The 26,470-nt window shown below is 41.4% G+C and carries 25 protein-coding genes; 11 read left to right on the top strand and 14 right to left on the bottom strand.

The window, feature by feature from the left end; genetic code table 11:
* Nucleotides 1-29: 29 nt before the first annotated feature.
* From BMX50_RS11965 to BMX50_RS11950, 4 genes are all read right to left on the bottom strand, one after another.
* The gene (locus BMX50_RS11965; protein ID WP_091210755.1) at nt 30-674 is read right to left on the bottom strand and encodes a DUF4412 domain-containing protein; all 645 of its coding nucleotides are present in this window, start codon (nt 672-674) and stop codon (nt 30-32) included.
* A 79-nt stretch (nt 675-753) separates the two neighbouring features.
* Nucleotides 754-2,856: a ComEC/Rec2 family competence protein gene (locus tag BMX50_RS11960; protein ID WP_091210754.1), complete on the bottom strand. Its 2,103-nt coding sequence runs from the start codon at nt 2,854-2,856 to the stop codon at nt 754-756.
* Nucleotides 2,857-2,949: 93 nt separating this feature from the next.
* On the bottom strand, nt 2,950-3,285 hold the full coding sequence (locus tag BMX50_RS11955; RefSeq protein ID WP_091210753.1) for a MerR family transcriptional regulator: 336 nt from the start codon (nt 3,283-3,285) through the stop codon (nt 2,950-2,952).
* A 78-nt stretch (nt 3,286-3,363) separates the two neighbouring features.
* Nucleotides 3,364-3,564 (bottom strand): addiction module protein, encoded by a 201-nt coding sequence (locus BMX50_RS11950; RefSeq protein WP_091210752.1) that lies wholly within the window; start codon nt 3,562-3,564, stop codon nt 3,364-3,366.
* A 524-nt stretch (nt 3,565-4,088) separates the two neighbouring features.
* On the opposite strand from BMX50_RS11950, the gene alaS reads away from it, so the two are divergent.
* The 6 genes from alaS (at nt 4,089) to BMX50_RS11920 (ending at nt 10,871) form a co-directional block, all read left to right on the top strand.
* Complete coding sequence (alaS, locus tag BMX50_RS11945; protein WP_091210751.1) at nt 4,089-6,779, top strand: alanine--tRNA ligase; 2,691 nt, start codon at nt 4,089-4,091, stop codon at nt 6,777-6,779.
* A gap of 388 nt (nt 6,780-7,167) precedes the next feature.
* A complete protein-coding gene (locus tag BMX50_RS11940) occupies nt 7,168-8,220 on the top strand; it encodes a UDP-glucose--hexose-1-phosphate uridylyltransferase (protein ID WP_091210750.1) in 1,053 nt (350 codons plus the stop codon).
* 145 nt (nt 8,221-8,365) lie between these two features.
* Entirely contained in the window at nt 8,366-9,430 is a 1,065-nt protein-coding gene (locus BMX50_RS11935) for an aldose epimerase family protein (protein WP_244280952.1), read from the top strand.
* Between the two features lie 64 nt (nt 9,431-9,494).
* Entirely contained in the window at nt 9,495-9,851 is a 357-nt protein-coding gene (locus BMX50_RS11930; protein WP_143065152.1) for a DUF6717 family protein, read from the top strand.
* 16 nt (nt 9,852-9,867) lie between these two features.
* The gene (locus tag BMX50_RS11925; RefSeq protein ID WP_091210747.1) at nt 9,868-10,263 is read left to right on the top strand and encodes a DUF7674 family protein; all 396 of its coding nucleotides are present in this window, start codon (nt 9,868-9,870) and stop codon (nt 10,261-10,263) included.
* A 122-nt stretch (nt 10,264-10,385) separates the two neighbouring features.
* The gene (locus tag BMX50_RS11920) at nt 10,386-10,871 is read left to right on the top strand and encodes a hypothetical protein (protein ID WP_091210746.1); all 486 of its coding nucleotides are present in this window, start codon (nt 10,386-10,388) and stop codon (nt 10,869-10,871) included.
* Between the two features lie 88 nt (nt 10,872-10,959).
* On the opposite strand, the gene BMX50_RS11915 is transcribed toward BMX50_RS11920, so the two are convergent.
* From BMX50_RS11915 to gatB, 3 genes are all read right to left on the bottom strand, one after another.
* Nucleotides 10,960-11,649, bottom strand: a complete 690-nt coding sequence (locus tag BMX50_RS11915) for a response regulator transcription factor (RefSeq protein WP_022831601.1) — start codon at nt 11,647-11,649, stop codon at nt 10,960-10,962.
* Nucleotides 11,650-11,755: 106 nt separating this feature from the next.
* Complete coding sequence (locus BMX50_RS11910; protein ID WP_091210745.1) at nt 11,756-12,904, bottom strand: TlpA disulfide reductase family protein; 1,149 nt, start codon at nt 12,902-12,904, stop codon at nt 11,756-11,758.
* Nucleotides 12,905-14,374, bottom strand: coding sequence for an Asp-tRNA(Asn)/Glu-tRNA(Gln) amidotransferase subunit GatB (gene gatB / locus BMX50_RS11905; protein ID WP_091210744.1), 1,470 nt, complete (start codon nt 14,372-14,374; stop codon nt 12,905-12,907).
* 371 nt (nt 14,375-14,745) lie between these two features.
* On the opposite strand from gatB, the gene BMX50_RS11900 reads away from it, so the two are divergent.
* Nucleotides 14,746-15,258 (top strand): hypothetical protein, encoded by a 513-nt coding sequence (locus tag BMX50_RS11900; RefSeq protein ID WP_091210743.1) that lies wholly within the window; start codon nt 14,746-14,748, stop codon nt 15,256-15,258.
* A 114-nt stretch (nt 15,259-15,372) separates the two neighbouring features.
* Here BMX50_RS11900 and BMX50_RS11895 read toward each other — a convergent pair whose 3' ends face one another.
* The 3 genes from BMX50_RS11895 to BMX50_RS11885 all read right to left on the bottom strand — a co-directional run bounded on the left by BMX50_RS11895 (nt 15,373) and on the right by BMX50_RS11885 (nt 18,862).
* Complete coding sequence (locus BMX50_RS11895) at nt 15,373-16,242, bottom strand: HAD-IIA family hydrolase (RefSeq protein WP_091210742.1); 870 nt, start codon at nt 16,240-16,242, stop codon at nt 15,373-15,375.
* 52 nt (nt 16,243-16,294) lie between these two features.
* Complete coding sequence (locus tag BMX50_RS11890; RefSeq protein WP_091210741.1) at nt 16,295-17,332, bottom strand: hypothetical protein; 1,038 nt, start codon at nt 17,330-17,332, stop codon at nt 16,295-16,297.
* 171 nt (nt 17,333-17,503) lie between these two features.
* On the bottom strand, nt 17,504-18,862 hold the full coding sequence (locus tag BMX50_RS11885) for a glutamine synthetase family protein (RefSeq protein ID WP_091210740.1): 1,359 nt from the start codon (nt 18,860-18,862) through the stop codon (nt 17,504-17,506).
* A gap of 118 nt (nt 18,863-18,980) precedes the next feature.
* Between BMX50_RS11885 and BMX50_RS11880 the strand changes: the two genes are divergently transcribed.
* The 3 genes from BMX50_RS11880 (at nt 18,981) to BMX50_RS11870 (ending at nt 21,039) form a co-directional block, all read left to right on the top strand.
* Nucleotides 18,981-19,397, top strand: coding sequence for a gamma-glutamylcyclotransferase family protein (locus BMX50_RS11880; RefSeq protein ID WP_091210739.1), 417 nt, complete (start codon nt 18,981-18,983; stop codon nt 19,395-19,397).
* 14 nt (nt 19,398-19,411) lie between these two features.
* On the top strand, nt 19,412-19,996 hold the full coding sequence (locus BMX50_RS11875) for a Crp/Fnr family transcriptional regulator (protein ID WP_091210738.1): 585 nt from the start codon (nt 19,412-19,414) through the stop codon (nt 19,994-19,996).
* Nucleotides 19,997-20,067: 71 nt separating this feature from the next.
* Nucleotides 20,068-21,039, top strand: coding sequence for a quinone oxidoreductase family protein (locus tag BMX50_RS11870; RefSeq protein WP_091210737.1), 972 nt, complete (start codon nt 20,068-20,070; stop codon nt 21,037-21,039).
* A 170-nt stretch (nt 21,040-21,209) separates the two neighbouring features.
* Here BMX50_RS11870 and BMX50_RS11865 read toward each other — a convergent pair whose 3' ends face one another.
* From BMX50_RS11865 to BMX50_RS11855, 3 genes are all read right to left on the bottom strand, one after another.
* Nucleotides 21,210-22,220, bottom strand: coding sequence for a glutamine synthetase beta-grasp domain-containing protein (locus BMX50_RS11865; protein ID WP_091210736.1), 1,011 nt, complete (start codon nt 22,218-22,220; stop codon nt 21,210-21,212).
* Nucleotides 22,221-22,558: 338 nt separating this feature from the next.
* Nucleotides 22,559-24,037 carry a hypothetical protein gene (locus tag BMX50_RS11860; RefSeq protein ID WP_091210735.1) on the bottom strand — a complete coding sequence of 493 codons (1,479 nt, stop codon included), beginning with the start codon at nt 24,035-24,037 and terminating at the stop codon, nt 22,559-22,561.
* Between the two features lie 55 nt (nt 24,038-24,092).
* Nucleotides 24,093-24,818 (bottom strand): RluA family pseudouridine synthase, encoded by a 726-nt coding sequence (locus BMX50_RS11855; protein ID WP_091210734.1) that lies wholly within the window; start codon nt 24,816-24,818, stop codon nt 24,093-24,095.
* Between the two features lie 263 nt (nt 24,819-25,081).
* Between BMX50_RS11855 and BMX50_RS11850 the strand changes: the two genes are divergently transcribed.
* On the top strand, nt 25,082-25,525 hold the full coding sequence (locus tag BMX50_RS11850) for a KTSC domain-containing protein (RefSeq protein WP_091210733.1): 444 nt from the start codon (nt 25,082-25,084) through the stop codon (nt 25,523-25,525).
* 9 nt (nt 25,526-25,534) lie between these two features.
* Here the strand turns inward: BMX50_RS11850 and BMX50_RS11845 are convergent, their stop codons facing one another.
* On the bottom strand, nt 25,535-26,125 hold the full coding sequence (locus tag BMX50_RS11845) for a nucleotidyltransferase family protein (RefSeq protein WP_091210732.1): 591 nt from the start codon (nt 26,123-26,125) through the stop codon (nt 25,535-25,537).
* Between the last annotated feature and the right edge of the window lie 345 nt (nt 26,126-26,470).

The following is a 26,470-nucleotide window of genomic DNA, read 5'->3' as shown; positions in this document are numbered from 1 at the left end:
TTAATGAATTGTTAATGAAATGTTTTTGATTACCTGCCGCCGCTCATAGCTTTCAGGTCATCCAGGGTGATCTTTTCAAAATCAGCAGGGATACCGAAAATACCGGCTGGATTTTTTTGCTCAGTGATGCTTTTAACAGTAACCTCGGTGCTTTGGCCTTGTGAAAATGAAGTGTACTGTACAGGGAAGCCACCAATGTTACGGTAGTATTTAGCAATGCCGGTTACAGGTAAAGTAACATCGTTAGTTACCCATACATCATACGTTTTGTTGGTTTTTGTATCGGTTGCAACCACTTTTTTGCAGTTAAAACCCGAGATAACTTTAGTTTCGGTACCCGGAGCAAAGGTAAGCGTAGGTAATGACGCCATAGCCTGGTCAACCTCATCAGGAGTAGCAACCGCAGCTTTTTTGATAGAAGCAACAGGCACATCAACCAAAACAGCTAATGATTTGCCTTCAGCATCGGTTAATATTTTAATAGTAGCCGGACCGGTAGTAAACTGCATAGCTGCAGAATCGGCACGGAAATAACTTTTAGCTTCAACTTGTTGTCCCTGCATAGCTGTTGAGATAGTTACCACGCCCTCTTTGTAAGCTTTTTGAGCGTTTGCACTGATTGCTGTTGCGGTAAGGGCAAGGCCTAAGGCAACGTTGAAAATTTTAATGTTCATGTTTTGAGTTTGATTTAATACAAAATTGACTTTTATTAATTAAAAGACAAATTTTTAGGTGCGTAGTTTAATATGTTTTTCAATTAGATGCTGCCACGAACGATTTGTTACGTTTTAAAACCACATAATTAGTATGCAGGGCACTCGCCTGATCCACAATAAACTGTACGGCTTTAGGCGTGTTTGTGGCATCAATAATTATGGTATGATATTCGTGATTTTTATTAATAATAGCAAGCGGAATTTTAGGACTGCCGGTGATGTAAAGATAGTCCGTTTTTAGTTTTACTGCCGATGTGGTATCCTCGTAATCTTTACTGACAATAGCCACTGATTGATTGCGGAATTGCATAAAATCGCCTTGTTTCCTTAAAAAGCCCGACCGGATCTCCTGCTCTGGTTTATATAAAACAACATCATTTATCTTGCAACTATCCAGATACGGCCGTATGGAGTAATTGTAGTTTTTGTCTGTATCGGCAAGGTTACTTAATACAATAGCCTGGTTGCCGTTTTTAAATACTATGCCCATGTTTTTGCGCAGGTTTAAAAAGGCGATGCTGTTTGTGCTATACGAATGGTATTTTTTTATACTGACACTTACAGCTAATAAAAATATCAATATAATCCCCGTTCTCAGTAGCCATACTTTCCGATCATACAAAAAGTAAAACGTACATATAATAATGGTGTAAAGCAGCAGGTACTCGGTTGTGGTAAGCCATATTTTATTAATGCTTGCAAAGGGCAAATGCTCTACCCGGGTCAGTACGTAGTTCATGAACAGGATCGATTTTTCAAGGATCCAGGCGAGAGCAGTGGATATATAGGGAATTTGTGGTAGCAAAAGATAAAAGATCCCGCTGTACATAATAACAGCGGTAGGAATAACAATGAACAAATTGCTGAACAAAAAATAAACCGGAAACCGGTGAAAATAAAAGGCGCTCAGAGGAAAGGTAATAACTTGTGCGGCAATAGATACTGAACATAAGGCCCAGAGTTTGTCAACCCATTTATTATCAAACGTAAACCATGCATAAACCACAGGCTGTAAAACAACGAGCCCGGCGACGGCTAAATATGACAATTGGAAGCCCAGATCCGTTATCAGCAAAGGGTTATAAAGCAATAATATAAAAGCGGATACTGCCAGGATATTTAAATTGTTGATGTGCCTGTTGTACGTTTTACCGAGGATGACGGCACTGATCATCACGGCTGCCCGGCAAACTGCAGGCGAAAACCCCGTGAGCATGGCATAATACCAAATGATGGGAATAATGATAATGGGTTTGATCAGCCCGCCATGTCTGAACCTGTTCAGGAAGCGAAGCATGAACGCCAGTAAAGCCCAGATAATGGCCACATGAGCACCCGAAACCGAGAGTACATGGATGGTACCCGTTTTAGAATAGGCCTGCAGTACATCTTCGCTTAAATCGGCTTTGTAACCTAATATTAAGGTTGAGGCTACAGCTATTGCGTTTGGATCATGCAGTTGCAGTTTTAGTTTTTGAACCATTTGCCGCCTTAAAGCCAATGCATTTGCTATAAGCAGATTACCCGTGTTTGATTGAAACAACCGGTACTGGCCCGGGTACAAAAACTCCTGGTAATAGATGTTTTGATGGGCAAGGTATTTTTTATAGTTGAACTCGGCGGGATTAAAAGGTGGATCAATAGGAGCAAATTTGCCGGAGATAAGCAGTTCATCGCCGTAAGCCAGTTGCAACGCGCTGCTATCTTTTATGGCGATCATCAGCGTTCCGGTTGCCGGGCTGGGTTGTTTTTGATTGACGTTTGCAACAACGTTGGCTGTAAAACGGATGAGCCCGTTTTTAAGTTGAGGTTCACTATTAATGCGTACCTGTAGTCTTTGTGCCGGGAGTTTGGAGAAATGGCTGCTGTTATTGAGCTCATTATTGCTGATAGCAGCTATCCAGCCTGCAAACAATAATAACATGTGAATGATCATTCCGCCCAGCCATCGTTTTTTGTAAACCTTAAAGCGCGTATAATAAAAATTAAGCAGGACGAACAGGATCAGCAGGCTTGTAAAACCAACCGCCAAAGGCATTAAATATGTACCCGAACTGAAATTGATACCAATACTTATGCCCAATAAAAAAGGGAGTAATAAAATAACAACCGGGATCTCGCCCTTATGATTAGCGATCATATCTTAGTTCCGGAATTGTTATTGCAGGTGATAGCATGGTTATAGGTTAACCCGATAGTATTTTAAAAATAAAGATAGTTTTTATGCGGAAGATTACAACTGATCGCGAACCTCGAGCAGGAATTTTTTGAGGTTTTCGAGCGAGTCGATAACGCGCTGGTTATCCTTTGTATCGCCCATATTGTTTTTAAGGTGGTCCTTTGCGCCGTTTAAGGTATAGCCTTTATCGCGGATGAGGTGGAAAATGATCTTGAAATTTTCGATGTCCTCTGGAGTAAAATAGCGGTTGCCCTTTTTGTTTTTCTTGGGCTGCAGTACATCAAATTCCTTTTCGTAAAAACGTATAAGCGATTGATTAACATCAAACATGGCCGATACCTCGCCCATGGTGTAGTACATCTTGCTTATTTCACGTTCTTTATAAGGCATAATACAAATGTATCTATTTGATTTCGGAATTGGGAATTTCGAAATCGGAATTTTGTATTAGCGAATATGCTGCCCTGGCTATTTACTTTCGCTCCAAGGCAATGAAGAAGCCTTGCCTGCTAAAAAATCGGCTTTACGGCTGGCCAGTTCTTTGGCTTGCTGCTCGAGCACAGCATCGCTTTCATTATCTATGCGGTAGTTATAATCCAAACTATCAAGAAATGCCAGGAGCACTCGTTTCTCCTGTTCGTTTTGAATGTCTACTCTTAAAGTTTCCATATGCAAATTTAAAGCAAATAAGGAGAATTGTATTAATATGTATCGACGAACGAGGGTTAAATCGACTTCAATTAATAAATAAATCCGAAATTATGCCCCTCTGGCTTTCCTGCAGATTTAAGTCAACTCACAAAATTGCTGGTGGTTTAAATAGCAAAGCGTCGTGTTTTGCCCCTCTGGGGCAAAGGATATTCTATAACTTTACGAGCTACAAACCTTTTGCACCTCTGGTGCACCTGTCTTTGGGCAATTAATGCTTGCTTTGTTAAAATCCCCCAGAGGGGGAAAAGGTTTGTAGAAATAATGCTGCACCCTTACCCGAACCCCAGAGGGGTTCAACACACACACATATTACCCAATTTGACTATTGGTTTTTGTGGGTAACTTAAATCTGCAAGAGAGCCTGCGTGGACGGGAATACGAGCAGTCCAATAGAAAAAATTATGACTTTTTATTACGGTTAACCGTAAATTTTCTGAAAATTCTATCACCTTTGCATTTCTCGAGATATAACGATACTAATAATGACTGCTACTGAAATACGACAGGCTTTTCTTGATTTTTTTGTTTCAAAGGGACATACCATCGTTCCTTCGGCACCAATTGTGATTAAAAACGATCCAACCCTGATGTTCACCAACGCGGGGATGAACCAGTTTAAAGATATATTTTTAGGCGAGGCGGCGCCCAAGGCCTCCCGTGTGGCGGATACGCAGCGTTGTTTACGTGTATCGGGCAAGCATAACGATCTGGAAGAGGTAGGTATCGATACCTATCACCACACCATGTTTGAGATGCTGGGCAACTGGAGCTTTGGCGACTACTTTAAAAAAGAAGCCATTGCCTGGAGCTGGGAACTGCTTACCGAAGTGTACAAGCTGCCTAAAGACCGCCTGTACGTTACCTATTTTGAAGGTGACGAAAAGGAAGGTCTGGAAAAGGATACCGAAACCTACGAACTGTGGAAGCAGTATGTAGCTGAAGATCATATCCTCCGCGGCAACAAAAAAGATAACTTTTGGGAAATGGGCGAAACCGGCCCATGTGGTCCCTGCTCGGAAATTCACTTCGACAGCCGCCCGGATAATGAGCGTGCCGAAGTAAGCGGAGCCATATTGGTAAATGCCGACCACGACCAGGTTATCGAGATCTGGAATGACGTATTTATGCAGTTTAACCGCCTTAAAGGTGGCGTATTGCAACCACTACCTAATAAACATGTGGATACCGGGATGGGCTTTGAACGCCTGGTACGTGTGTTACAGGGTAAAACATCCAACTATGATACCGACGTTTTTCAGCCGATGATCCAATTCATTGCCGAAAAATCGGGCAAAAAATATAACAGTGCTGCCAAACCTGGTGATGCTGACTGGAATGATGCCGTAGCTATGCGCGTACTGGCGGATCATATCCGCGCTATCAGCTTTGCTATTGCTGATGGACAATTGCCAGCGAGTAATAAAGCAGGCTATGTAATCCGCCGGATATTGCGCAGGGCAGTACGTTATAGCTATCAAACTTTAGGTTTTAAAGAGCCTTTCTTTAACCAATTGGTACCGTTATTAGCTGAGCAGTTTAAGGGAGTATTCGATAATTTATTTGAGCAAAAAGACTTTGTGCAAAAGGTAATTTTGGAAGAAGAAATTGCATTTTTGCGAACATTGTCATCTGGAATTAGAAGATTTAATGAGTTAACATCTGTATTTGCATCTATTACAAGTGTTGAATATCCTGATGGAACAATTAAAGATATAGAGAGTGGCCGAAAAATTAGTGGAGAACACGCGTTTGAATTGTCTGATACTTATGGCTTTCCTGTAGATTTAACGGAATTAATGGCACGTGAAAGAGGTTTTACTGTTGATATTGAAGGTTTCAATAAGGCCCTTGCTGAACAAAAAACCCGTTCCCGCGCTGCTACCGCTATTGATACCGGCGATTGGATCGTTTTAAAAGACGATGAATCAGTAGAGTTTACCGGTTACGATGAAACTGAAACTATAGCCCACATTGTAAAATACCGTAAAGTAACCGCTAAAGGTAAAGAGCAATACCAGCTGGTGTTGGATAAAACACCTTTTTACGCCGAGAGCGGCGGCCAGGTAGGGGATAAGGGCGAACTGGTTTTCCCTGATGGTGAGATCATCCTGGTTACGGATACAAAAAAGGAGAACGGACTGATAGTTCACTTTACAGATAAGTTGCCACAAGATATTGACGACGCCTTAACTGCCATTGTTGATCCGGCTTTACGCAGCCAGACTAACAGCAACCACTCGGCCACGCACTTGCTGCATGCTGCTATGAAACAGGTGTTGGGCACGCACGTAAACCAAAAAGGTTCGTTGGTTAACGCAGATTATTTGAGATTCGATTTTTCGCATTTTGCTAAAGTAACCGATGAGGAGCTGGCGCAGATAGAGTCTATCGTAAACCAAAAAGTACGCGAAAATATTCCGCTTAAAGAAGAACGCAGTGTGTTATACGCTGAAGCCATCACCAGTGGTGTAACAGCCCTGTTTGGTGAAAAATATGGCGAATATGTGCGCGTAATTACTTTTGATGATAACTTCAGCAAGGAACTTTGCGGTGGTACGCACGTGAAAGCTACCGGGCAAATAGGTTTCTTTAAAATTATTGCCGAAAGTGCCGTAGCTGCCGGTGTTCGCCGTATTGAGGCCATTACCGGTGTTGCTGCCGAAAAATACATCGTTACCCAAAACGCCTTGGTTAACCAGTTAAAAGAGCTGCTTAAAAATCCAAAGGATCTTTCAAAAAGCATTGAAGGATTGCTGGATGAGAACGCTAAACTGAAAAAAGAGATCGAAAAATCGATCCTCGAAAAATCATCCGGCTTAAAAACCGAGCTGGCTCAAAAAGCAGAAGTTATTGGCGATGTCAATTTCATCGCTCAAAAAGTAGCCCTGCCTAATGCTGATGCAGTTAAAAACCTGGCTTACCAGCTAAAGGATATAGTTTCAAACCTGTTCCTGGTGCTGGTTGCTGATTTTGATGGTAAGCCAAGTATTACTGTAATGATTGCCGAAAACCTGGTGAAGGAAAAAGGGCTGCATGCCGGTAATATCATTAAAGAACTTGCCAAAGAGGTTAAAGGCGGTGGCGGCGGTCAGCCGTTTTTTGCTACTGCAGGCGGGAGTGACGTTAGCGGGTTGGATAATGTACTGGCCAAGGCTACGACCTTTATAAAATAACTCTCAATTCATACCTTGATAAAGACTTACGAAGTTTTTAAAACTTCGTAAGTCTGAAAGGCAACATCAGACTCTACAACTATACCTGTAAAAGCAAGGTGTAGAAGATTTCTCCTCACCTCAGCGCACAAACCCACCTCTGGCTCGTCGAAATGACATTTTTTTATTAATAATAAAATTGAGAAAATGTGTCTGAATCATAGGTAATCGATCCGGCGCTCAGTCCCCTTTTTCTACAAATCCTATCAATCTTTCTACGATAAGTATTTATTCAGAAAAAAATGTTTTAAATGTATACTTTACATTTATTTTTACCAACTTTGAAATCGCTAAGGTATAACTGTCTACCTTACATGTATTAAGCCAATTATTACCTGATTTTAAACTAATGGACACTAATTTTGATCTTAAAGAGCATCCTCACAGTAGGTTAAACATTTTAACGGGCGACTGGATCCTGGTATCGCCGCATCGTACAAAACGCCCATGGCAAGGGAAAGTCGAAGCTACACAAGCCGACGACCGGCCTCAGTATGACCCGGCCTGCTACCTTTGCCCTACAAACAAACGTGCCGATGGCAGTGATAACCCCGATTACAAAGGAAGCTTTGTTTTCACCAACGATTATTCATCGTTATTGCTTAACACTCCTGAAGGAGGTTTAAACGAAGATGAATTATTGGTGGCTAACAGCCAGAAAGGTATTTGCAGGGTGATCAGCTTTTCGCCAAGGCATGATCTTACCCTACCACAGATGACCACTAAAGAGATCAGCAAAGTGGTTGATGTATGGCAATCAGAATTTGAAGACCTGGCCTCGTATCCATGGATCAAGCATATCCAGATCTTTGAAAACAAAGGCGATATCATGGGTTGCAGCAATCCGCACCCCCATGGCCAGATCTGGGCACAAAACAGCCTGCCGGTTGAAGTGGCCAAAGAAACCCAGCAACAAAAGCTTCATTTTGAGCAAAAGGGCACAAGTCTGCTGGCCGACTATCTGGCACTCGAACTTAAAAAACAAGACCGCATTGTTTTTGAAAACGACCATTTTGTTGTATTAGTGCCATTTTGGGCGGTTTGGCCTTACGAAACCATGATCATCAGCAAAAGACATGTAACCAGCATCCTTTATTTTACCGACGAGGAAAAACATGCCCTTGCCGATGCCATCAGAAGGCTGACCATCAGGTACGACAATATGTTTGAAACCTCGTTCCCGTATTCGGCAGGTATGCACCAGTCGCCGGTTAACTCTGGCGAGCATCCTTACTGGCACTGGCATATGCATTTTTATCCGCCGTTGCTGCGTTCGGCCACAGTAAAAAAATTCATGGTAGGCTACGAAATGCTGGCAAATCCGCAACGCGATATTACTGCCGAATTTGCAGCTGAAAAGCTGCGGGGTTTGAGTGAGGTCCATTATAAAGAGAGGGGATAATGAAAAAACGCTATTTTTAAACCAAACTATAATTAATCTATTTATGAGAAACTTAATTAAATGTATTTCTTTAACAATTTTACCTGCTTGCAGCCTATATTTGGCTGCTTGTAATCAAAATTCAACCTCACAGAAAAACACTACTATGGCGGATAGCACCAAAACAACTGCATCGGCATTCGAAAAAACAATTGATGGAAAACAAATCCATTTATTTACCCTTAAAAACAAAAACGGCTTAACAGCTACTATTACCAACTACGGTGGGAGAGTTGTAAGTTTATCTGTTCCTGACAAAAATGGAAAGCTGACCGATGTTGTTTTGGGCTTTGATGATGTGGATGGCTTTGAAAAATCAACCGAGCGTTATTATGGCGCAACCATTGGCCGTTACGGAAACCGTATTGCCAAAGGTCATTTTAAAATTGATGGCAAAGATTACCAATCGTCAATAAACAATACACCAAACACGCTGCATGGCGGTAAACATGGTTTCCAGGAAGTGGTATGGGACGGTAAAATGATCGATTCATCAACTGTAGAGCTTACCTATCTTTCAAAAGATATGGAAGAAGGCTTCCCTGGTAATCTTAACGTTAAGGTTACTTACAGTCTTACCGATGATAACTCATTTAAATGCCAGTATGAGGCAACAACTGATAAAAAAACAGTTGTTAACCTTACCAACCACGCGTTCTTTAACTTAAATGGCGAAGGCAGCGGTACTATCCTTGATCACGTGGTGCAGATAGATGCCGACAACTATCTGCCGGTTGATGCAGGCCTGATCCCTACTGGTAAGCTTGAAAAAGTAACAGGTACCCCGTTTGATTTCACCAAGCCGGAAACTATTGGCAAACGCATTAATGAAGATAATGTTCAGCTAAAAGATGGCAAAGGTTATGACCATAACTTTGTGTTGAACAAACATGACCTGAGCACCCCAATAGCAACAGTTATCGGCGATAAAAGCGGTATCAAAATGGAGGTATTTACCGAAGAGCCAGGTTTACAGTTTTACAGCGGTAACTTTATGCAGGCTAAAAACGTGATGAAACGTGGTATTAAAGATGAATACCGCACATCATTTGCCATGGAAACCCAGCATTTTCCTGATTCTCCAAATCAGCCGCAATTTCCTTCAACCGAATTAAAACCGGGTGATACTTATAAAACACAGTCGCTTTATAAGTTTTCAGTTGTTAAATAATTAAATGCCTTTTATAAGAAAAGTCCTGCCCAAAAGGCAGGACTTTTTGTTTTATATTAGTGCAATGACAACCGCAGTTAATACTTATAAATTTGTAAAGGAAGACACCGGCCGCTGGTACATTGACCTACCCGATTGGCAGGGTGTAAAAGCCGATCTTGAAATGGTTGAAGGTGCCGACACCATGCTTGATCATGTGGGAGAGGGCAGCAAAATAGTTGAACTTATATTAGCCGAAGAGCCTTTTGGTGGAAGTTCCGAACTTCAGCTCATTGAAGATTACAAAGATCATGTCGGCGGTGGTATTTATTTGTTGAAAGAATATGAAGGCCAAATCGTTAATCAGCAAATGTGGCTTTGCGATGTTACGAAGTTCGTGTTTGGTAAGCTTCCGCCTTTTATCTATTTCAAAAAGCAATAAGGCGGTACAAGCTATTATGAGCGCCTGGCGAAAAAGAGCAATTGAATGCCTCCCTGGATCAAAGAGAGAGTTTGAAGATCCTGAAACGTCTATTAATGGTGTTTTCATGGAGTTATTGCCCTCAACTGTTGCTGCACATCGTAATAACGACACTTCACAACTCAAAAAGAACTACGACTTTGCCGAATGGTGTTTCAGGCAAAAATCTGAAGACCTGTGGAATGCTGCGGGAGTAGCATTTTACGAACACCTGGGTGATAAGACAGAAACACTTCAAACCATACACCAATGGGTTAAGCGGGATATCTATATTGAAATTAGACAGCTTTTGAAACAAAGGCTTGATGAAATCACATTGAAAACTGTAGATAGTTTATATGGCTTGCAGAATGGTAAGTTAAAAGCAACATGATTCCCATTCCCAACGTTTTCCTGCTATGATGTGTTTGTTAAGCAGATTTAAAACAAACCTAAACTTTTTGAGGTTAAAAGGTTAATTAATAACAATCTGTTTACCTATCTATAAAAAACATCATGAGTGATCAATCAACCCAACCTGAAGAAAAAGGATTTTTCGAGAAGGTTAAAGAAACAATTGAAAGCCTTTGGGAAGGCACAAAAGACACAGCCGAAGACGTAAAAGAAGCAGCCGAAGAAAAATTTGAAGATATAAAGGAAAAAGTAACCGCTAAAAAAGTAACCGCCACAAAAAAAACGGCGGCAACAAAAAAAGCGGTTATCAAAAAAGCTGATGAGGTGACCGCAAAAGCAAAAACAGCAGCCGCGGATGTTAAAGCTAAGGCCGAAACCAAGGCAAAAGCCATTACTTCCAAAGCGAAGAACGAAGTAGTTGCTGCAAAGAAAGAAGTTGCCGATGTTAAGGCCAAGGCAGCTACCAAGGCAAAAGCCATCACAGCTAAAGCAAAAACAGAGGCTACAGAAACTAAAAAGGCCGTGGCCGCGAAAACCGCCAACGCAGCCACAGCAGTGAAAAAGAAAGCTGTTGCTGCGTCAAAGTAATGCAAAACATTTTGCAACAAAAAAAGCGATTGGGTACCCAATCGCTTTTTTTAATATCCTAACTTCCGCCGGCTGGCGGACAGGGGGCTTACGCCTCAAACTTGTAACCTACACCTTTTACAGTAGCAACACAATCGTCGCCCAGTTTTTCGCGTAGTTTACGGATGTGTACGTCGATAGTACGGTTGGTAACCACTACCGAATCTTCCCAGATGTTTTTAAGGATCACTTCGCGGGTGTAAACTTTGCCTGGTTTTGAAGCCAGCAGGTATAGCAATTCAAATTCTTTTTTTGCCAATACCACCTTAACACCGTTTTTGTAAACCAGGTATGCCTCACGGTCAATAACCAGGTCGCCAATTTCCAGTTTATTATCAATTACATCTTCGGCAGGGGCATTGCGGCGCAGGATAGCGTTAATACGGCTAACCAGTGCGCGTGGTTTGATAGGCTTTGCAATATAATCATCGGCACCTACGTTAAAACCTGCAATTTCCGAATACTCTTCGCTGCGGGCAGTTAAAAACACCATAAAGGTATTTTTAAATTCGGGCATGGTACGCATAATGCGGCATGCTTCAATTCCGTCCATTTTAGGCATCATGATATCCAGTACAATCAAATCAGGCAGGGCTTTCTTTGCTTCGGCAACAGCTTCCTGGCCGTTGCGTGCTAAAAACACCTGGTAACCCTCTTTTTTCAGGTTATACTCAATCAGTTCTAAAATATCCGGTTCATCATCAACAATAAGTATTTTCTGTTTCGCGGTGCTGCTCATGTTGCGTTAATTTTTTTGTATAAAAGTATACGCTTTACAACAGCTAATGGTTAAGCTAATATTAACAAATTGTTAAACGTTACCTTATATTAACCGTAAGTTGAGGCTATTTAAATGTTTTATTTAAAAAAGCTTCAAGATCGGCGCCTGTAATATTCTTGGCAACGATATTTCCCTGCGGATCAATAATGAAATTTGAGGGTATAGCCTCGATATGATAAAGCCTTTCTGTAGGGCCTTCAAAGCCATTTAAATCGGATCCATGGGCCCAGGTAAGCTTGTCATCACTAATAGCTTTTTGCCATGGCGCTTTATCTTTATCAAGCGAAACACCTAAAATATTAAAGCCTTTATCTTTAAATGTATTGTATTGTTTAACCACATTAGGATTTTCCTGGCGGCAAGGCTGGCACCACGAAGCCCAAAAGTCAATCATTACATATTTGCCTTTGTAGTCAGATAATTTGATAGACTTGCCATCAATACCGTTAACTGTAAACTCTGGAGCTTTATGACCTAATGAAATTGGCTTTGCCTTATCCATCTGTGCGATGAACTTTTGTACGGTAGGGTTATCTTTAAAATCGCCCCGGATATCATCCGCAAACTTGATAAGCTGAGCTTCGTATTTGGTAGGATCAAGTGTGGTTGCCGCGTAAAAACCGGCAAGCGACTTCTTGTTGTCGTTCACAAATTTTAAAACTGCTTCGCCGCTTTCACTTACATTCTTTAAAAATATAGGCATATATATTTTCAACAATGAATCGTTACGCTCACCGTGTGACTTTTCCTGGTACTCGGCAAAAAGTTTGGCGTTTTTTTCACCATAAAGGTTACTGATACGGTTAAACTCTTTTATTTTATCCGAATCATCAGAGCCCTTAATAGTATACTCGTGATTTTTATTGTTATTGTCGGTTTCAAATTCAATATCGTCACCATTTTTAGCAATGAAATCGTAGAGGTTTTCGCCCTGCATTTCGCTGCCCTGCGGACCAGTATTGCCTACGCGAAGTTTAAACAGGTTAGGGTAAAGCGCTACATGCTTAAACTCAAATTTGCCGCCTTCGCCCAATGAGGTTGAGTCAACAACTTTTAAGCCCGAGCTATCGGCTTCAATCAAATAAACAGCTTTAAGTGCACCCGGATTTTTGATAGTTCCTGAAACGCTGAACTGCGATTGGTTTTTACAAGAGTACATACCTGCGCTAAGCATCAACAGTGCGCCGGCAGCAGCCATATTTTTAACTTTCATCTATTTAGCTTCTAATTCCTTTATCAATAGCTGGTTAGTTTTCTGCGGGTCGATCTTGCCTTTTGAGCTTTTCATGATCTCGCCCATAAACAGGCCTAAAACGCCCTTTTTTCCCTTTTGGTATTCCTTAACCTTATCAGGATATTTGGCGATGGCGTCCTTTATAAAGCGGGTTACATCATCGCTGTCAGCACTGATCAGCAGGTTAAGTTCTTTAGCCAGATCATCCGGTTTTTTGCCGGGTTCTTTGACCATGGCAGGGAATAATTTGTGCGAAGCTACAGAATTATTTATCACCCCGGTGTCAATTAGTTTGATGAGGGCGGCAAGGTTTTGCGGCGTAACAGCAAAGTTACCAATGGCTTGGTTATGATCATTCAGGTATGAACGAACGGCACCCATCAGCCAGTTGGCAGCAGCCTTATAATGATCGGTATGTTTTATCAGCGACTCAAAATAAAAGGCGGTATCCCTATCGGCAGTAATTACCGACGCATCATAAGCAGTTAAACCCAATTGCTCGGTGTATTTATGATATAACTGTGCCGGTAATGCAGGCAAACCCTTCCGAATGTTTTCTACATATTCGTTGGTTAGCTTCAATGGTGGCAGGTCTGGCTCTGGGAAATAACGATAATCATTTGCCATTTCCTTTGAACGTAGTACCGAGGTTTCACCGGTATCGGCGTTAAAGTTTAATGTGTTTTGGTCGATATGGCCGCCGGCTTCAATGATATTTACCTGGCGAACAAACTCGTGTTCAATAGCCCGCTGCACATTACGGATGGAGTTTAGGTTTTTTACTTCGCAACGGTTGCCATAAGCAGTTGCACCTTTAAGCCTTACCGAAATATTGGCATCGCAGCGCATACTGCCTTCTTCCATGTTACCATCACATATTTCAAGATAGCGGAGAATTTTACGCATCTCCGTCAGGAACTGACCGGCTTCTTCGGCACTGCGCATATCAGGTTCAGATACGATCTCAACCAGCGGCACTCCTGCACGGTTCAGGTCAATTAGTGAATCGGCATGGTGCTGATCGTGCATGCTTTTGCCGGCATCCTCTTCCATATGGATGTGGTGTAGTGCGATGTTTTTTTCAGTACCATCGGCCAGTTTCACCGGCACGTAACCTTTAAGGCATATCGGTGCATGATCCTGGCTTATCTGATAACCTTTAGGCAAATCGGCATAAAAATAATTTTTACGGGCGAAGCTATTATTCAGGTTGATAGTGCAATTACAGGCCAGGCCCATTTTAACTGCATACTCAACCGCTTTTTTGTTAACAAAAGGCAAAGTGCCGGGATGCCCCAGCGATACCGCACTAACATGGCGGTTAGGTTCGGCACCAAAGGCAGCTGAATCTGCCGAGAATACCTTACTTGATGTAGATAGCTGTGCGTGTACTTCGAGGCCTATTACCAACTCGTACTTTTCGGCTACCCCGTCTGAGAGAACTGTCATAAAAATAAAAATTCAGCTATGAATTACTGAGCTATAAAAACCAAATATATAAAGATTAATACAGTATCGGCACCATTTTGCTTTTAAAAAACAACGGTAAAGATGCAATAATATACTTATACGGTAGAAAACATCAGGTTTACAGTTTGCTACACATAATCAACCATGTTTGTTAACTATAACGGCTGTTGCTTCATATTAAAGTTTTTATGGTAAAAAGTAGTAAATCCAAAAAAAATCCAATACCAATAGTATTTTGTCTAAATGAAAAAGGCTTGTGACGTTTAAAAATTAAACCATTGATAAATGTTCCTGTCTACTGATGTATAGGCACAGAAATTGAGTATGTGCTGCATATTTATACAGACACTATGAAAAAGTTAATTTTAGGAATGCTTGCAGGATGTTTTGCACTTGCAGCTTCGGTTACAAAGGCAAATGCGCAGGTTAATGTAAATGTAAATGTTGGTTTATGGAACCCACCTGCCGAATACGCAGGCGTTAACTATTATTATTTACCCGATGTAGAAAGCTATTACTACGTACCAACTCACCAATATATTTATTTAGATGGCGGAAACTGGGTTTGGAGACGTTCTTTACCACCGCGTTATTCAACTTATAGCATCGCGACAGGTTATAAGGTAGCCGTAAATCGCCCAAGACCATACACCTATTTTGCTCATGATCGTGATACCTACGCCCGTTACCGCGGTACACGTAACGTGATAGTTCGTGATAATTATCGTACCCGGGTGGTAAACCGCACACGTGTTGTTGACCGTACCCGCGTGGTAAATCATTATCAAAAGCCGCATAAAACTGTAGTAAAACGTACCCGTGTGGTTGAACACCGTGGCCACGATAATGGTCATCACCATTAATTTTGAGCGAGACATCTCCCCAAAAAAGATATAAAACAGAAACGACCGCCTCAACAGTAGCGGTCGTTTTTGTTTTATACTTGATATATATTAAGCTGGCGTGAGTACGGGCGTTTAAAATCCTAATCCTCCAAGCTCAACTACCGCCGAATCGCAGATATAAGTTGGTACAATACCGGTTGAGGTGATGCGGTTCTCGGCGTCTTTGGCCTGGGTGTTGCCAGACAGCACGAGCACAGTATCCAACCCAAATTTATTGCCACCCAAAATATCTGTTTGCAGGGTATCACCAACCATTACAATGTCTTTTTTGCTGATAGGCCTGCGTTCGCGAAGCAGATCATAGGCAAACATGAACATTTGTGAATCGGGTTTACCGAAACGGATAAATGCCTTGCCCACTATTTTTTCGATCATGCTGGCCAAACCGCCAATAGCTATCGATACATCGTGCTTGGTTAGGGGATAGGCCTGATCGGTATTGGCTACGATGGCCGGAATGGTGCGCTTACGCATCAGGTTAACTGATTTGTTAAGATCGCGCCCCCAATCAAAGCCCTCGTCATCCAGAAATACCAGCGCGTTAACCCTGTCGATATTGCTTTCGTTTACTTCGCTTATCGGTAGGGTATGAAGACCTGAACTGTCGATATAATGCGCAGAATCAGGTGTGCCGAGATAAGCCACAATGCCATCGTTTACCTTGAGGTCAAGATACTCTTTGGTAAGCATGCCCGACGATATGATCCTATCGGGTGTTATAGCCATTAAGCCTTTGCTTGTGTATGATTCGGCCAGTTGTACCGGGCTTCGCGAGGCATCGTTAGTAACAATGTAATACTCCTTGCCTTGTTCCTGCAAATAGGCAAAAGTACGCTCAATACCCGGAAGCAAGCCGCCATAATTTTTTAAAACCCCAAAAGCATCAAAAAAAACAACTTCGTATTTATCAATTATGGATTTAAAGTTGTCTATTCTGGTCATGCGTGTCTGTTTTTAGGGTTCTGCAATAAAATGAGCCCGAAAGATAGCTAACCTATTTTAATTTTAAAGCCTCAATGATTTTTTCGGCATCAAAATCCCTGTCTACAGATGGTAAATAAATGTCAAAAGCCTCAGCCTGCAGTTTTTGGGCGTATTGTTCGCTAAAAAAGTGTTTACCATCCTTAATTACATAATTCAGGATAAAAAAGCGGTATGCTTCCTTCAAAAATCGGATCTCATCGGCAGTTAACGGGTTTACTTTGTGATATTCCTTTAAAAACATGATGAAACGATCTTCCATCATGGTGTTAATCACGTAGCTGAACACAGTACGGTCGCCAATGTCAGATACTACACGGCTAAAGAAATAAAAATCAAGCAGCCGGTAGCTCATCCTGAACCAGTCGTAATCCCAGCGCGAGTATAGTTCAAGATTAGGGGTTACCGAAAAATTGCCAATATTCCAGTCTATAAATACAGGGATGATCTCGAATGAGCTCATATTATATTTAGAGCGGTTTTTCAGGAAGGTTTCACAATGATATTTCAGAAAATCGGCTTGCATACCCGTGCCAAATTGCTTGGGATCTGTCTCAATTTGCTGTAACAGCGCCGAAATATCGGTACGTAAAGTTTTTGACGATTTAGGCAATACATTTTTAACCCTTGAACAGGCTTTATGAAACTTGCCAACCTGCTGGCCAAGCTTTTTAATATGGTTTTCCTCTAAACGGCGTGGCAGTCGCTGTAATATGCGGGTAGGGTTATAAAATACAACCCAGGCATCCGTTTTACCGTGTTTATGGTGGTAAATGTAAACGCGGTTATTTTTTTGTAAAGAACGGGCCAGGAAATTCTCAAACGGGTAAAGCAGGTTAATTGCTAAAGTTTGAATAATGCGGTGATCCTCTTTAAAGTGCTCAAATATGCCAAAGTATGATAGTTTGGCTATGATTATATCGTCATCGTCGAACGTAATACGGTATACATGATTGGTTGAAACCATGGCGCTGATATCTTCAATATCGCGGATAGTTTTTGACGCGTCATACCCCTCCCAGGCCTTGCGGATAATAAAAGAATAGTCCATTTGTATATATCTGCCGGCAAAGTTACGCCAATGGCAGCATTCGGTTTATAATTAAGGGTACAAATATATGGTCTGAACCCGAATTTTTCGAATTAAAGAATTAAACAGAATAATAGTAGGTGTTTTTGAATTCTGTCTGTTCTCAAAATTCGTTTAATTCGAGTTCTGACATTATATTATCTCAAAATACCTCTTCAATTCCCAGTCAGTTACGCTTTTGGCAAACTGGCGGTATTCCCACAGGCGGGTTTGGGTAAAGTGGTCAACAAAACCTTCGCCGAAGAGCTCTTTTGCAATATCAGAGCTTTGCATGGCTGTGGCAGCTGCGTGCAGATTTGGCCACAATACGCCGTTACGTTTGTCTTGATAGCCATTGCCTATGGTAGGTTCAATGTTTAGTTCCAGTTTATTTTTAATACCGTACAAACCTGAAGCCAGGGCTGCAGCCATAGCCAGGTACGGGTTGGTGTCAGATCCCGGGATGCGGGTTTCCAGGCGGGTATAGTTTTCGGTGGTATTGATAACACGTAACGCAGTAGTACGGTTTTCGACACCCCATGTAATGGTGGTGGGGGCCCAGGCGCCTTCAACAAGGCGTTTGTAGCTGTTGATGGTTGGAGCGTACATAGGCAATAGGTGAGGCATGCAATATAGCTGCCCGGCAAGATACTGCTTATGCAGGTCGCTCATCTTATTTGTATCGCCGGCGTCGTAAAACAGGTTTTTTGACAGGTCTTTAGTCCACAGGCTTTGGTGGATGTGGCCGCTGCAACCGGGCAGCGTCTCGGTCCATTTAGCCATAAACGATGCCATGATGCCGTGTTTATAAGCAATTTCTTTGACAGCAGTTTTAAAAAGTGCTGCTTTATCAGCAGCAGCTAAGACCTCGTCATGCAGTATGGCAGCTTCGTATACTCCCGGACCGGTTTCCGTATGTAAGCCCTCTATAGGTATATTAAATTGAGTAAGCAGGTTAAACAGATCGTAGTAAAAATCACTGTTTTCGGATGTGCGCAGTATCGAGTAGCCAAACATGCCGGGTGTAAGCGGTTCAATGTTAGTGAACTTTTTATCGGCAAGGGTTTGCGGTGTTTCTTTAAAATTGAACCATTCAAACTCCTGTGCAAACTCGGCATGATAGCCCATATCCTCACATTGCGCCTTGATATGTTTGAGGAGGCTGCGCGGACAGGCCGGCAAATCATTGCCGTCCGGCTTACTGAAATCGGCCAGGAAAAACGGGATATCATCCTGCCAGGGCACATTGCGGAGTGTTGACAGATCGATACGACAAAGCTTATCGGGGTAACCACTTTGCCAACCGGTTAGCTGCACATTATCGTAACAAACATCGTTACTGTCCCAGCCAAAAACAACATCGCAAAAACCGTAACCGCTTTGCAGACCATCAATAAACTTTTTTGGGTGGATCACCTTACCGCGTAAAATGCCGTCAATATCGGCAAATGCGAATTTGATTTTCTGGATGTTATTCTGTTCAATATATGCTTTGATCTCTTCTGCGTTCATGGTATAAAAGTATGGCCGGTTAAGGTATGGCAAGATAGCTATTATGGCTTAAACTATAAAAAAATAGCCTTTATGCGTTTAATACGCAATTGCTTTTACCTTTGTTTAAGCTATTTATATGGAAGTAACAAACCAGTTTTTATTTGTTTACGGTACACTGCTGCAACCAGGCAACCAGTTTGCAGACTACCTTAGCAAACATTGTAAATTTATAAGCGAAGGTAAAATCAAAGGGCGACTTTATGATATTGGCGATTATCCGGGCGCTGTAATTGATGATAGGGAAGAGCGTTACATTTATGGCCGTATTTTTATGATGGATGATCCTGAAACCATATTAAAAATAGTTGATGATTATGAGGGAATAGGAGATGTGTATCATCATCCGCAAGAATATACAAGAGAGCAAGTTAATATTTTAACTATTGATAATAACATAAATTGCTGGATGTATCTTTACAATTTGTCTGTAAGCAACTGTCGTCAAATAATCAGCGGCGATTATATGCAATACTCAAATAATGCCGCTAAATAACTATTTAATTAACGATGTTTTTCCACTTTAAAGACAGGTTTCCGAAATTAAACACTTATTGGGATAAATACCTGCCATTTCAAAAACGGGTAGAGGCCCCGGCCAAAACTGTTTTGCTTCAGGAGGGCAAAATATCTCAGCATTATATCTTTATTGAAAAAGCCTGCGTACGTACTTTTTTCAATAATAACGGTGATGATAAAACGGTGCAATTTTTCTTTGAAAATGAAGGATTAAGCTCTTTTGATAGCTTTATGAACAGTGTGCCAAGTTCATTCACTATCGAAACTATTGAACCGTCGGTTATTTATTTGTTGCCTAAGCAGTATGTTACCCAATTGATTGACGAGTTAAGTCATGAGCCAGATTTTGCCCAAATGATATTGCAGATGACTTCCCGGCGGCAAATGCATTATATCAATGAATTTGTTTCCATTATCCGGGACACGCCAGAACAACGTTATCAGCTGCTTTTAACTGAGCGGCCTCATATTGTACAGCGGGTGCCCCAGCATTATATCGCCTCGTATCTGGGCGTGAGCAAAGTACATCTGAGTCGGATAAAAAGCAAACTGGCAAAGGGTAAGCTGCGTTTCTGAACTTGATAACATATGTTATCGTTCGGCTGCTGTTTGACGGGCTAATTTTGTTTCAATAAAAAGAAACATATATGAAAGCAGCAGTAATGTATCAACAAGGAGGGCTCCCTCAATATACAGATTTTCCTGAACCGGTTGTTCAAAACCCCGATGAGGTATTGGTTAACGTAAAGGCAGTATCAATTAAACATCTCGACAAAAGCAGGGCATCGGGCAAGCACTATTCGAGCGAGGTACCCGACGAAAACGGCCGCGTAATTGGCGGCGATGGCATTTGCCTTTTGGAAGATGACACACGGGTTTATGGTATGGGTATAAGCGGCACGCTTGCCGAAAAAGCAACTATTTACAAAAGCAGGATGGTAAAGTTGCCTGATGACTTGGATGATGTTACAGCGGCCGCCTTACCAAATGCGGTAGTTGGTGCGGCTATGGGACTTAAATTTAAAGCTAATATTCAGCCGGGCGATGTGGTGCTGATTAATGGCGCTACAGGATTTACGGGGCGGGTAGCTGTTCAAATTGCCAAATATTATGGTGCAAAAAGGGTAATTGCAACCGGCCGAAACCAGCAGTCATTAGATGAGTTGCTATCTCTTGGTGCCGATGAAACAATTTCAGTATTACAGGATGATGAAAGTTTTAAAAAGCAGATCGCTGCAATACATTCTGAAACTCCTATTGATATTATTGTTGACTACCTGTGGGGTCACACTGCCGAAATGATACTGGCCTGCATAAAAGGCGATGGTTCGTTTACTAATAAAATAAGATATGTATCGGCGGGCGGCATGTCGGGAGACCTGATACAACTTTCGGCAGCCAATTTGAGAAGCGTTGATCTTCAATTAACCGGGTCTGGACTTGGTGCCTGGTCAAAAGCACAGGTTGGCGAACTCTTTACTGAGATTTTACCAGAAATGTTTGCGCTTGCCGCCGCAGGTAAATTGAAAGTGGATACTATTGCCGTGAAATTGGCAGATATTGCCGAACTGTGGGAGCAGGATGTGTCAAATGGGCAGCGTCTTGTGGTAATGGTGTAAAATTGAAACGTTTTTAATGTAGAGACGCATCACATGCGTCTCCCGTAAGCAAATGTTTACCCGGCAAAAGACGCATGTGATGCGTCTCTACATTTAACAATATCTTCTAAAAAAAATCCCCCGGTTTGTTAAAACCGGGGGATAAAACAAATAACTATTTATTCAGGGCATTAAAGCTTAGCTGATTTTACAGTTTTGATGATAACTGCGGCAACTTTGTATGGATCGGCAGCTGAATTAGGGCGACGATCTTCCAGGTAACCACTCCAGTTGTGATCTACAGCATAAAGAGGGATACGGATAGAAGCACCACGGTCAGATACACCATAGCTAAAGTCATGGATTGAAGCTGTTTCGTGTTTACCGGTTAAACGCTGATCGTTATCAGCACCGTAAACAGCGATACACTCAGCAACTGCAGGGCGGAAAGATTCGCAGATAGCTGTGAAAATTTCTTTGCTGTTTGCAGTACGTAAAGTAGTGTTAGAGAAGTTAGCGTGCATACCAGAACCGTTCCAGTCTAATTGACCAAGCGGTTTGCAATGCCAGTTAATAGCAACTCCGTATTTTTCACCAATTCTTTCCAATAAATAACGTGCAACCCAGATTTGGTCACCGGCTTCTTTAGCGCCTTTAGCAAAAATCTGGAACTCCCACTGGCCAGCAGCAACCTCAGCGTTGATACCTTCAACGTTTAAGCCTGCTTCTAAACAAGCATCTAAGTGCTCTTCAACGATTTCGCGGCCGAAAGCATTTTTAGCACCTACTGAACAGTAGTAAGGGCCTTGTGGTGCCGGGTAACCAGCTGCCGGGAAACCAAGTGGTTTGCTGGTTGATGGATCCCACAGGAAGTACTCCTGCTCAAAACCAAACCAGAAATCATTATCATCGTCGGCAATAGTAGCACGACCATTTGATTCGTGTGGTTTGCCATCAGCGCTTAATACTTCGCACATTACTAAGTAAGCGCTTTTTCTTTGTGGATCAGGAACAACAAAAACTGGCTTTAAGATACAATCTGATGAACCACCTGGTGCCTGCTCAGTTGAAGAACCGTCAAAGCTCCAGTTATCTAAATCTTCTACTTTTCCGCTAAATTCTTTAACGATTTTTGTTTTGCTGCGCAGGCTTTGTGTTGGTTTGTAGCCATCAAGCCAAATGTACTCGAGTTTCGTTGCCATTTTTTAATTAATTTGTAAAGTTGGGGTTCTAATTATAGTTTTTGTATTAATCTCAATAATTATTAAGGCGAATTTAAATTATTTTTACAAAAATCATTACAAATGTTAAGAAATTTTACATTTTTTTTCAATAACATGTTAATTATAGCTGTAAACACGTAAAAAACAAACTGCAAAACTGCGTTTTTAACAATTTCGTATTTTTTGAAATAAATCGGCGGTGTTTTTTATCAATAATGTAAATACCGTTATGCGGAGCATAATTTGGCATTATAATGAAAGCTAATTTACCTGTTAACGCCGGGGATGGCTAAGATAAATTTATTAACGCGTGTGTTTTACTCGCTTAATTTTTCAGAGATGTTCTTAATAGCCTCGTCAAGCTTGGTAGCCGAGTCATAAAGGTGCTTTTCTACCTGTAAAAACTCCTGTTTTTTATCTTTTGTTTCGCTCATCAGTTCCACAAGGCCTAATATGTTAGTAAGGTGCTTGCGTACTTCGTGCGAGTTGATAAAGGCAAGTTCATGTTTTTTAGTATCATATAACAATTTCTCGTAATGACGTTTTTGTCTGGCGCTTCGATAAAGCAGGGCTATAACAGCGAACATGAAAACAGTAGTAATACTGATGAGGATTAAAATAAGACGTTCGCGCCTGTACTTTTCGGCAGTATCTGTAAATGTGTTTTCAATTTTGTCGATTTTTATCTGTGCAGACACATTGCCTACCTGTGTGGTATTATTCAGGCTTTCTTCTGATTGTTTTAAAGCAAGGTCAAAGTTTTCGGCAGCCAGTTTATAATCGCCCCTGTCGCGGGCTATTTTTCCAAGCAATTCGTAAAGGTGATGCTTTATTTCGGGGTGATTGGCTGAATAGGGGATGGCGAGCAATTGGTAAGCTATCGAACTTGCCGAATCTGGCTGCCCGTTCAGGTAAAATGCATCGGCCAGGTTTTGCCGCTCAAGGTCGTTATGTACGTACTTTTTATTGGTTTGCAGCTCCTTGATCTGCGCTATGGCATCACTATACTTATGTTGTAATATAGATATATAGTAAGCTGTGCGGTTTTGGTAGGTAAATAGTTTATAACTTTTGTTGTTAGGCCCCATCAACTCGTTATGGCATCGTTGCAGTGAGTCGAGGTTTCTTCTCCTGAAAAAGTTTTCGGCTTTGTTATAGCTTATTATAGTATAAAACCTGTCGTCCTTGATCTTATTTTCTTCCTTGATATGAAATGCAAGGTTAAGGTAATATAACGACTGGCTGTAGAGGTTGAGTTTATAGTACAGATCGGATATATTGATGTTAAGATATACCTGTAATAGTGGCTCGTTAAGTTTTAATGCCTGCTTTTGGGCCAGCCCGTAGCTATAGATGGCGCCAATTGGGTTGCCCCGGTCTGTTTGTATGAAAGCAAGGTGGCTGATGAAAGAATAAATCAGAAAATCGGCTTTGCTTTTTGATGCCTGATCAATGGCTTTGACCATGGCGGTTTCTGCTTCGGGTAGTTTCGATAACCGTCTTTGTACGGTACTTTCAATAAAAAATTTTAAAGCCTCCCGGTCATCAACCTTGTATTTATCCAGTTTCTGGTATACTTCCGTTCTGCCCTCGGGGATGGTATTTTCGGGTCCCTGCTGAAAACGGAGTTTGATATATTCAACTATTTTCTTGTCCTGCAGGTTTCTGTCTTTTATTTTAATAAAGTTAACAAGGCTATCTTCAGACAGATAGGTATATGCAGATGCATCTGAACGGCTTACAACAAACACCACCAGTAAAATGCAGAGAGCGAACTTTTTAAAGAGAGAAGCCATTTGGCATAAAAATACGTTGGCGTATGTAAATATCAAACACTTTATACATTTAATTTTAACTGTCAAACTTATCAAGTAGCTTTAAAAGCGTTTCAAAGTCTTTAGGGTATGGGGCATGGATGGTAACTTCAGTTTCGGGGTTAATACGGAATGTTACTTCATAAGCATGAAGGGCAAAACGCTTCATAATGGGCAGCTCTTCCTGGTCTTTACCTAAATGGTATTTGCGCTTTATTTTTGAAAGAAAAACAGGCTCGCCCTTATACATTTCATCTCCTGCTATTGAAGCCCTTTGCGTGGCCAGGTGAATCCTGATCTGGTGCATACGGCCTGTAACCGGGCGGCATTCAACCAAAGTGTAGTGCTTATAATATTTTAACGACTGAAACCAGGTCTCAGCACGCTTACCTTCCTGTCGGCTTATGGTTACACTGCCTTTACCAACATTTAATATAGGTAAATCAACAAGCAGGTTATCAAAAGTATGTGTGCCATCAATAACGGCATGGTATACTTTTTTAACCTTACGTTTTTCAAACTGCATAGAAACAGAGCGATAAGCTTCAGGATTTTTGGCAAAAATGAGCGCGCCCGATGTTTCCTTGTCCAGGCGGTGGCAAATCTGGGCATCGTCCCAGTAAGCTTTGGCCAACCTTAACATGCTGATTTCACTGCTGCCCTCACCACGCTCATCAAGTGAACTTATAAAAGGTGGTTTGTTCACAACAATAACGTCATCGTTCTCAAACAGTATCAGGTCGGCAAATCTTGGAAACTTCATAGCCCGCAAAAATACGGTTTATAATTTAAACCATTATCACTGTATTTTATTCATTCGTGTTGTTAAAAAAGCAGCAGGCAGAGTAGGTATTAATGACTTGTGTTAATAAAATCTTTAGCCAGTATTTACTTAATATCATCATTTTTCAATAAGTAAAACTCTCTGTTTTTCCTCATTTAAAAAGCGTACCTTCGCGCCGTTATTTTCATGGAGGTGTTTATGTATAATCCCTTCATCGACAATAAAAAAGAATTAAATAAATAATGAAAAAAATTGTCGACTACAGGAAACTCCTGAACGTAACTGAAAATGCCGAACTAAGTGAACTGCGTACAGTTTATAAAAGCATGATGAAAACCTGGCATCCCGACAGGTTTCAGGATGAAAGCAGGATAGAAGCCGAAGAGAAAAGCAAAACAATTATCGAAGCTTACCATTTTTTGGTAAGTATCGCACCCGAAACCCGTGCCCAAACGTTGTCTGATTACACTGCCACTACTACATTATCAAACATAGCTGATTTTGAGTACAAACAACAGGTACTGAAGGTTACTTTTCTGGATGGTAATGTATATGAGTATTTTGATGTGCCAAAAGCAATTTATACAAAACTAATCAATGCCGATTCGCCAGGCAGGTTTGCCCGCAGGCACATTTTTAATGAGTTTGTTTATCGCAGTGTAAATAAGTTGGTTGCTTCTGCTTAATTAGCCTGCCTACCCGGCCTGGTTAAGCCGTTCTAAATCGGCTGTGGTGTCAATATCAATGGCACCCAGCGGAAAAGGAAGTATAAAAACGTCGTCGGCATGCGCTTCAATAACTTTTTTTGCACCCTCAGGACCTTCCAGTTTAAGTAACTCGGGGAAATATTTTACATCAAATAAGGCAGGGGCCCCCAATACATCACGATAGCCGCAGGCAATGATGCCGCAGTCGTTAACTTCTTTTTTCTCCAATAACTGTGACAACAGGAATTGATCAACAAATGGCTGGTCGCAAAGCATCAGTATAACTGAAGTGATATGGGGAGCAAGCTTTAACATCTCTGTTAAGCCTGTCTTTATTGATGAGCCCATCCCTTCCTGCCAGTGGGGATTGTAAATAACATGTACAAGTTGGTCATCTATATTAGGACGGATTATTCCTTCATTAGCCCCGAGCACCACAATAACTTTTTCGCAATGCAGGCAAGTTAATGCAGTTTGGATAGTGCGTTGTAAAAGGGTTTTACCCTGATAAATAAGATTTTGCTTAGGTGAGCCAAAACGGCTTGATGCGCCTGCTGCCAGAATAATGATCCCTGTCATTTTTTATAAACTGTTTAACATGAGGTATTAGTATAACTGTTGTTGTATTACATGGTTAATGATCCATGCATTACTACTCGTACAGCTTCCGTCCTTATGTTTTTATTGTCAGGGCTCAGGGGATCCCTTTTTATATTTTCATTCGGGCGGATGCTGGTACTAATACGGCAATGGCGTAATTAAAGTTTTAGTTATATCTGTTCATTTGTAACAATTTGATTTTTTGCTGTTTATGTGTTATTGTAAACTGTGCCTTAATATTGAGCTTGTCTTGTGGTTTAATAAGAAACCTGTATATCGTTAACAGTAGATACAAAAAATACATTTCGTAAACATCCTGCCGCG

The sequence above is a fragment of the Mucilaginibacter gossypiicola genome, assembly GCF_900110105.1.
GTDB lineage: Bacteria > Bacteroidota > Bacteroidia > Sphingobacteriales > Sphingobacteriaceae > Mucilaginibacter > Mucilaginibacter gossypiicola.
Note: the sequence above shows the minus strand (reverse complement) of the source record. Positions and strands in the feature narration are given on the sequence as shown.

Coding starts and splice junctions, on each gene's coding strand:
- BMX50_RS11965 (WP_091210755.1), bottom strand. CDS start 674: ATGAACATTAAAATTTTCAACGTTGCCTTAGGCCTTGCCCTTACCGCA.
- BMX50_RS11960 (WP_091210754.1), bottom strand. CDS start 2,856: ATGATCGCTAATCATAAGGGCGAGATCCCGGTTGTTATTTTATTACTC.
- BMX50_RS11955 (WP_091210753.1), bottom strand. CDS start 3,285: ATGCCTTATAAAGAACGTGAAATAAGCAAGATGTACTACACCATGGGC.
- BMX50_RS11950 (WP_091210752.1), bottom strand. CDS start 3,564: ATGGAAACTTTAAGAGTAGACATTCAAAACGAACAGGAGAAACGAGTG.
- alaS (WP_091210751.1), top strand. CDS start 4,089: ATGACTGCTACTGAAATACGACAGGCTTTTCTTGATTTTTTTGTTTCA.
- BMX50_RS11940 (WP_091210750.1), top strand. CDS start 7,168: ATGGACACTAATTTTGATCTTAAAGAGCATCCTCACAGTAGGTTAAAC.
- BMX50_RS11935 (WP_244280952.1), top strand. CDS start 8,366: ATGGCGGATAGCACCAAAACAACTGCATCGGCATTCGAAAAAACAATT.
- BMX50_RS11930 (WP_143065152.1), top strand. CDS start 9,495: ATGACAACCGCAGTTAATACTTATAAATTTGTAAAGGAAGACACCGGC.
- BMX50_RS11925 (WP_091210747.1), top strand. CDS start 9,868: ATGAGCGCCTGGCGAAAAAGAGCAATTGAATGCCTCCCTGGATCAAAG.
- BMX50_RS11920 (WP_091210746.1), top strand. CDS start 10,386: ATGAGTGATCAATCAACCCAACCTGAAGAAAAAGGATTTTTCGAGAAG.
- BMX50_RS11915 (WP_022831601.1), bottom strand. CDS start 11,649: ATGAGCAGCACCGCGAAACAGAAAATACTTATTGTTGATGATGAACCG.
- BMX50_RS11910 (WP_091210745.1), bottom strand. CDS start 12,904: ATGAAAGTTAAAAATATGGCTGCTGCCGGCGCACTGTTGATGCTTAGC.
- gatB (WP_091210744.1), bottom strand. CDS start 14,374: ATGACAGTTCTCTCAGACGGGGTAGCCGAAAAGTACGAGTTGGTAATA.
- BMX50_RS11900 (WP_091210743.1), top strand. CDS start 14,746: ATGAAAAAGTTAATTTTAGGAATGCTTGCAGGATGTTTTGCACTTGCA.
- BMX50_RS11895 (WP_091210742.1), bottom strand. CDS start 16,242: ATGACCAGAATAGACAACTTTAAATCCATAATTGATAAATACGAAGTT.
- BMX50_RS11890 (WP_091210741.1), bottom strand. CDS start 17,332: ATGGACTATTCTTTTATTATCCGCAAGGCCTGGGAGGGGTATGACGCG.
- BMX50_RS11885 (WP_091210740.1), bottom strand. CDS start 18,862: ATGAACGCAGAAGAGATCAAAGCATATATTGAACAGAATAACATCCAG.
- BMX50_RS11880 (WP_091210739.1), top strand. CDS start 18,981: ATGGAAGTAACAAACCAGTTTTTATTTGTTTACGGTACACTGCTGCAA.
- BMX50_RS11875 (WP_091210738.1), top strand. CDS start 19,412: ATGTTTTTCCACTTTAAAGACAGGTTTCCGAAATTAAACACTTATTGG.
- BMX50_RS11870 (WP_091210737.1), top strand. CDS start 20,068: ATGAAAGCAGCAGTAATGTATCAACAAGGAGGGCTCCCTCAATATACA.
- BMX50_RS11865 (WP_091210736.1), bottom strand. CDS start 22,220: ATGGCAACGAAACTCGAGTACATTTGGCTTGATGGCTACAAACCAACA.
- BMX50_RS11860 (WP_091210735.1), bottom strand. CDS start 24,037: ATGGCTTCTCTCTTTAAAAAGTTCGCTCTCTGCATTTTACTGGTGGTG.
- BMX50_RS11855 (WP_091210734.1), bottom strand. CDS start 24,818: ATGAAGTTTCCAAGATTTGCCGACCTGATACTGTTTGAGAACGATGAC.
- BMX50_RS11850 (WP_091210733.1), top strand. CDS start 25,082: ATGAAAAAAATTGTCGACTACAGGAAACTCCTGAACGTAACTGAAAAT.
- BMX50_RS11845 (WP_091210732.1), bottom strand. CDS start 26,125: ATGACAGGGATCATTATTCTGGCAGCAGGCGCATCAAGCCGTTTTGGC.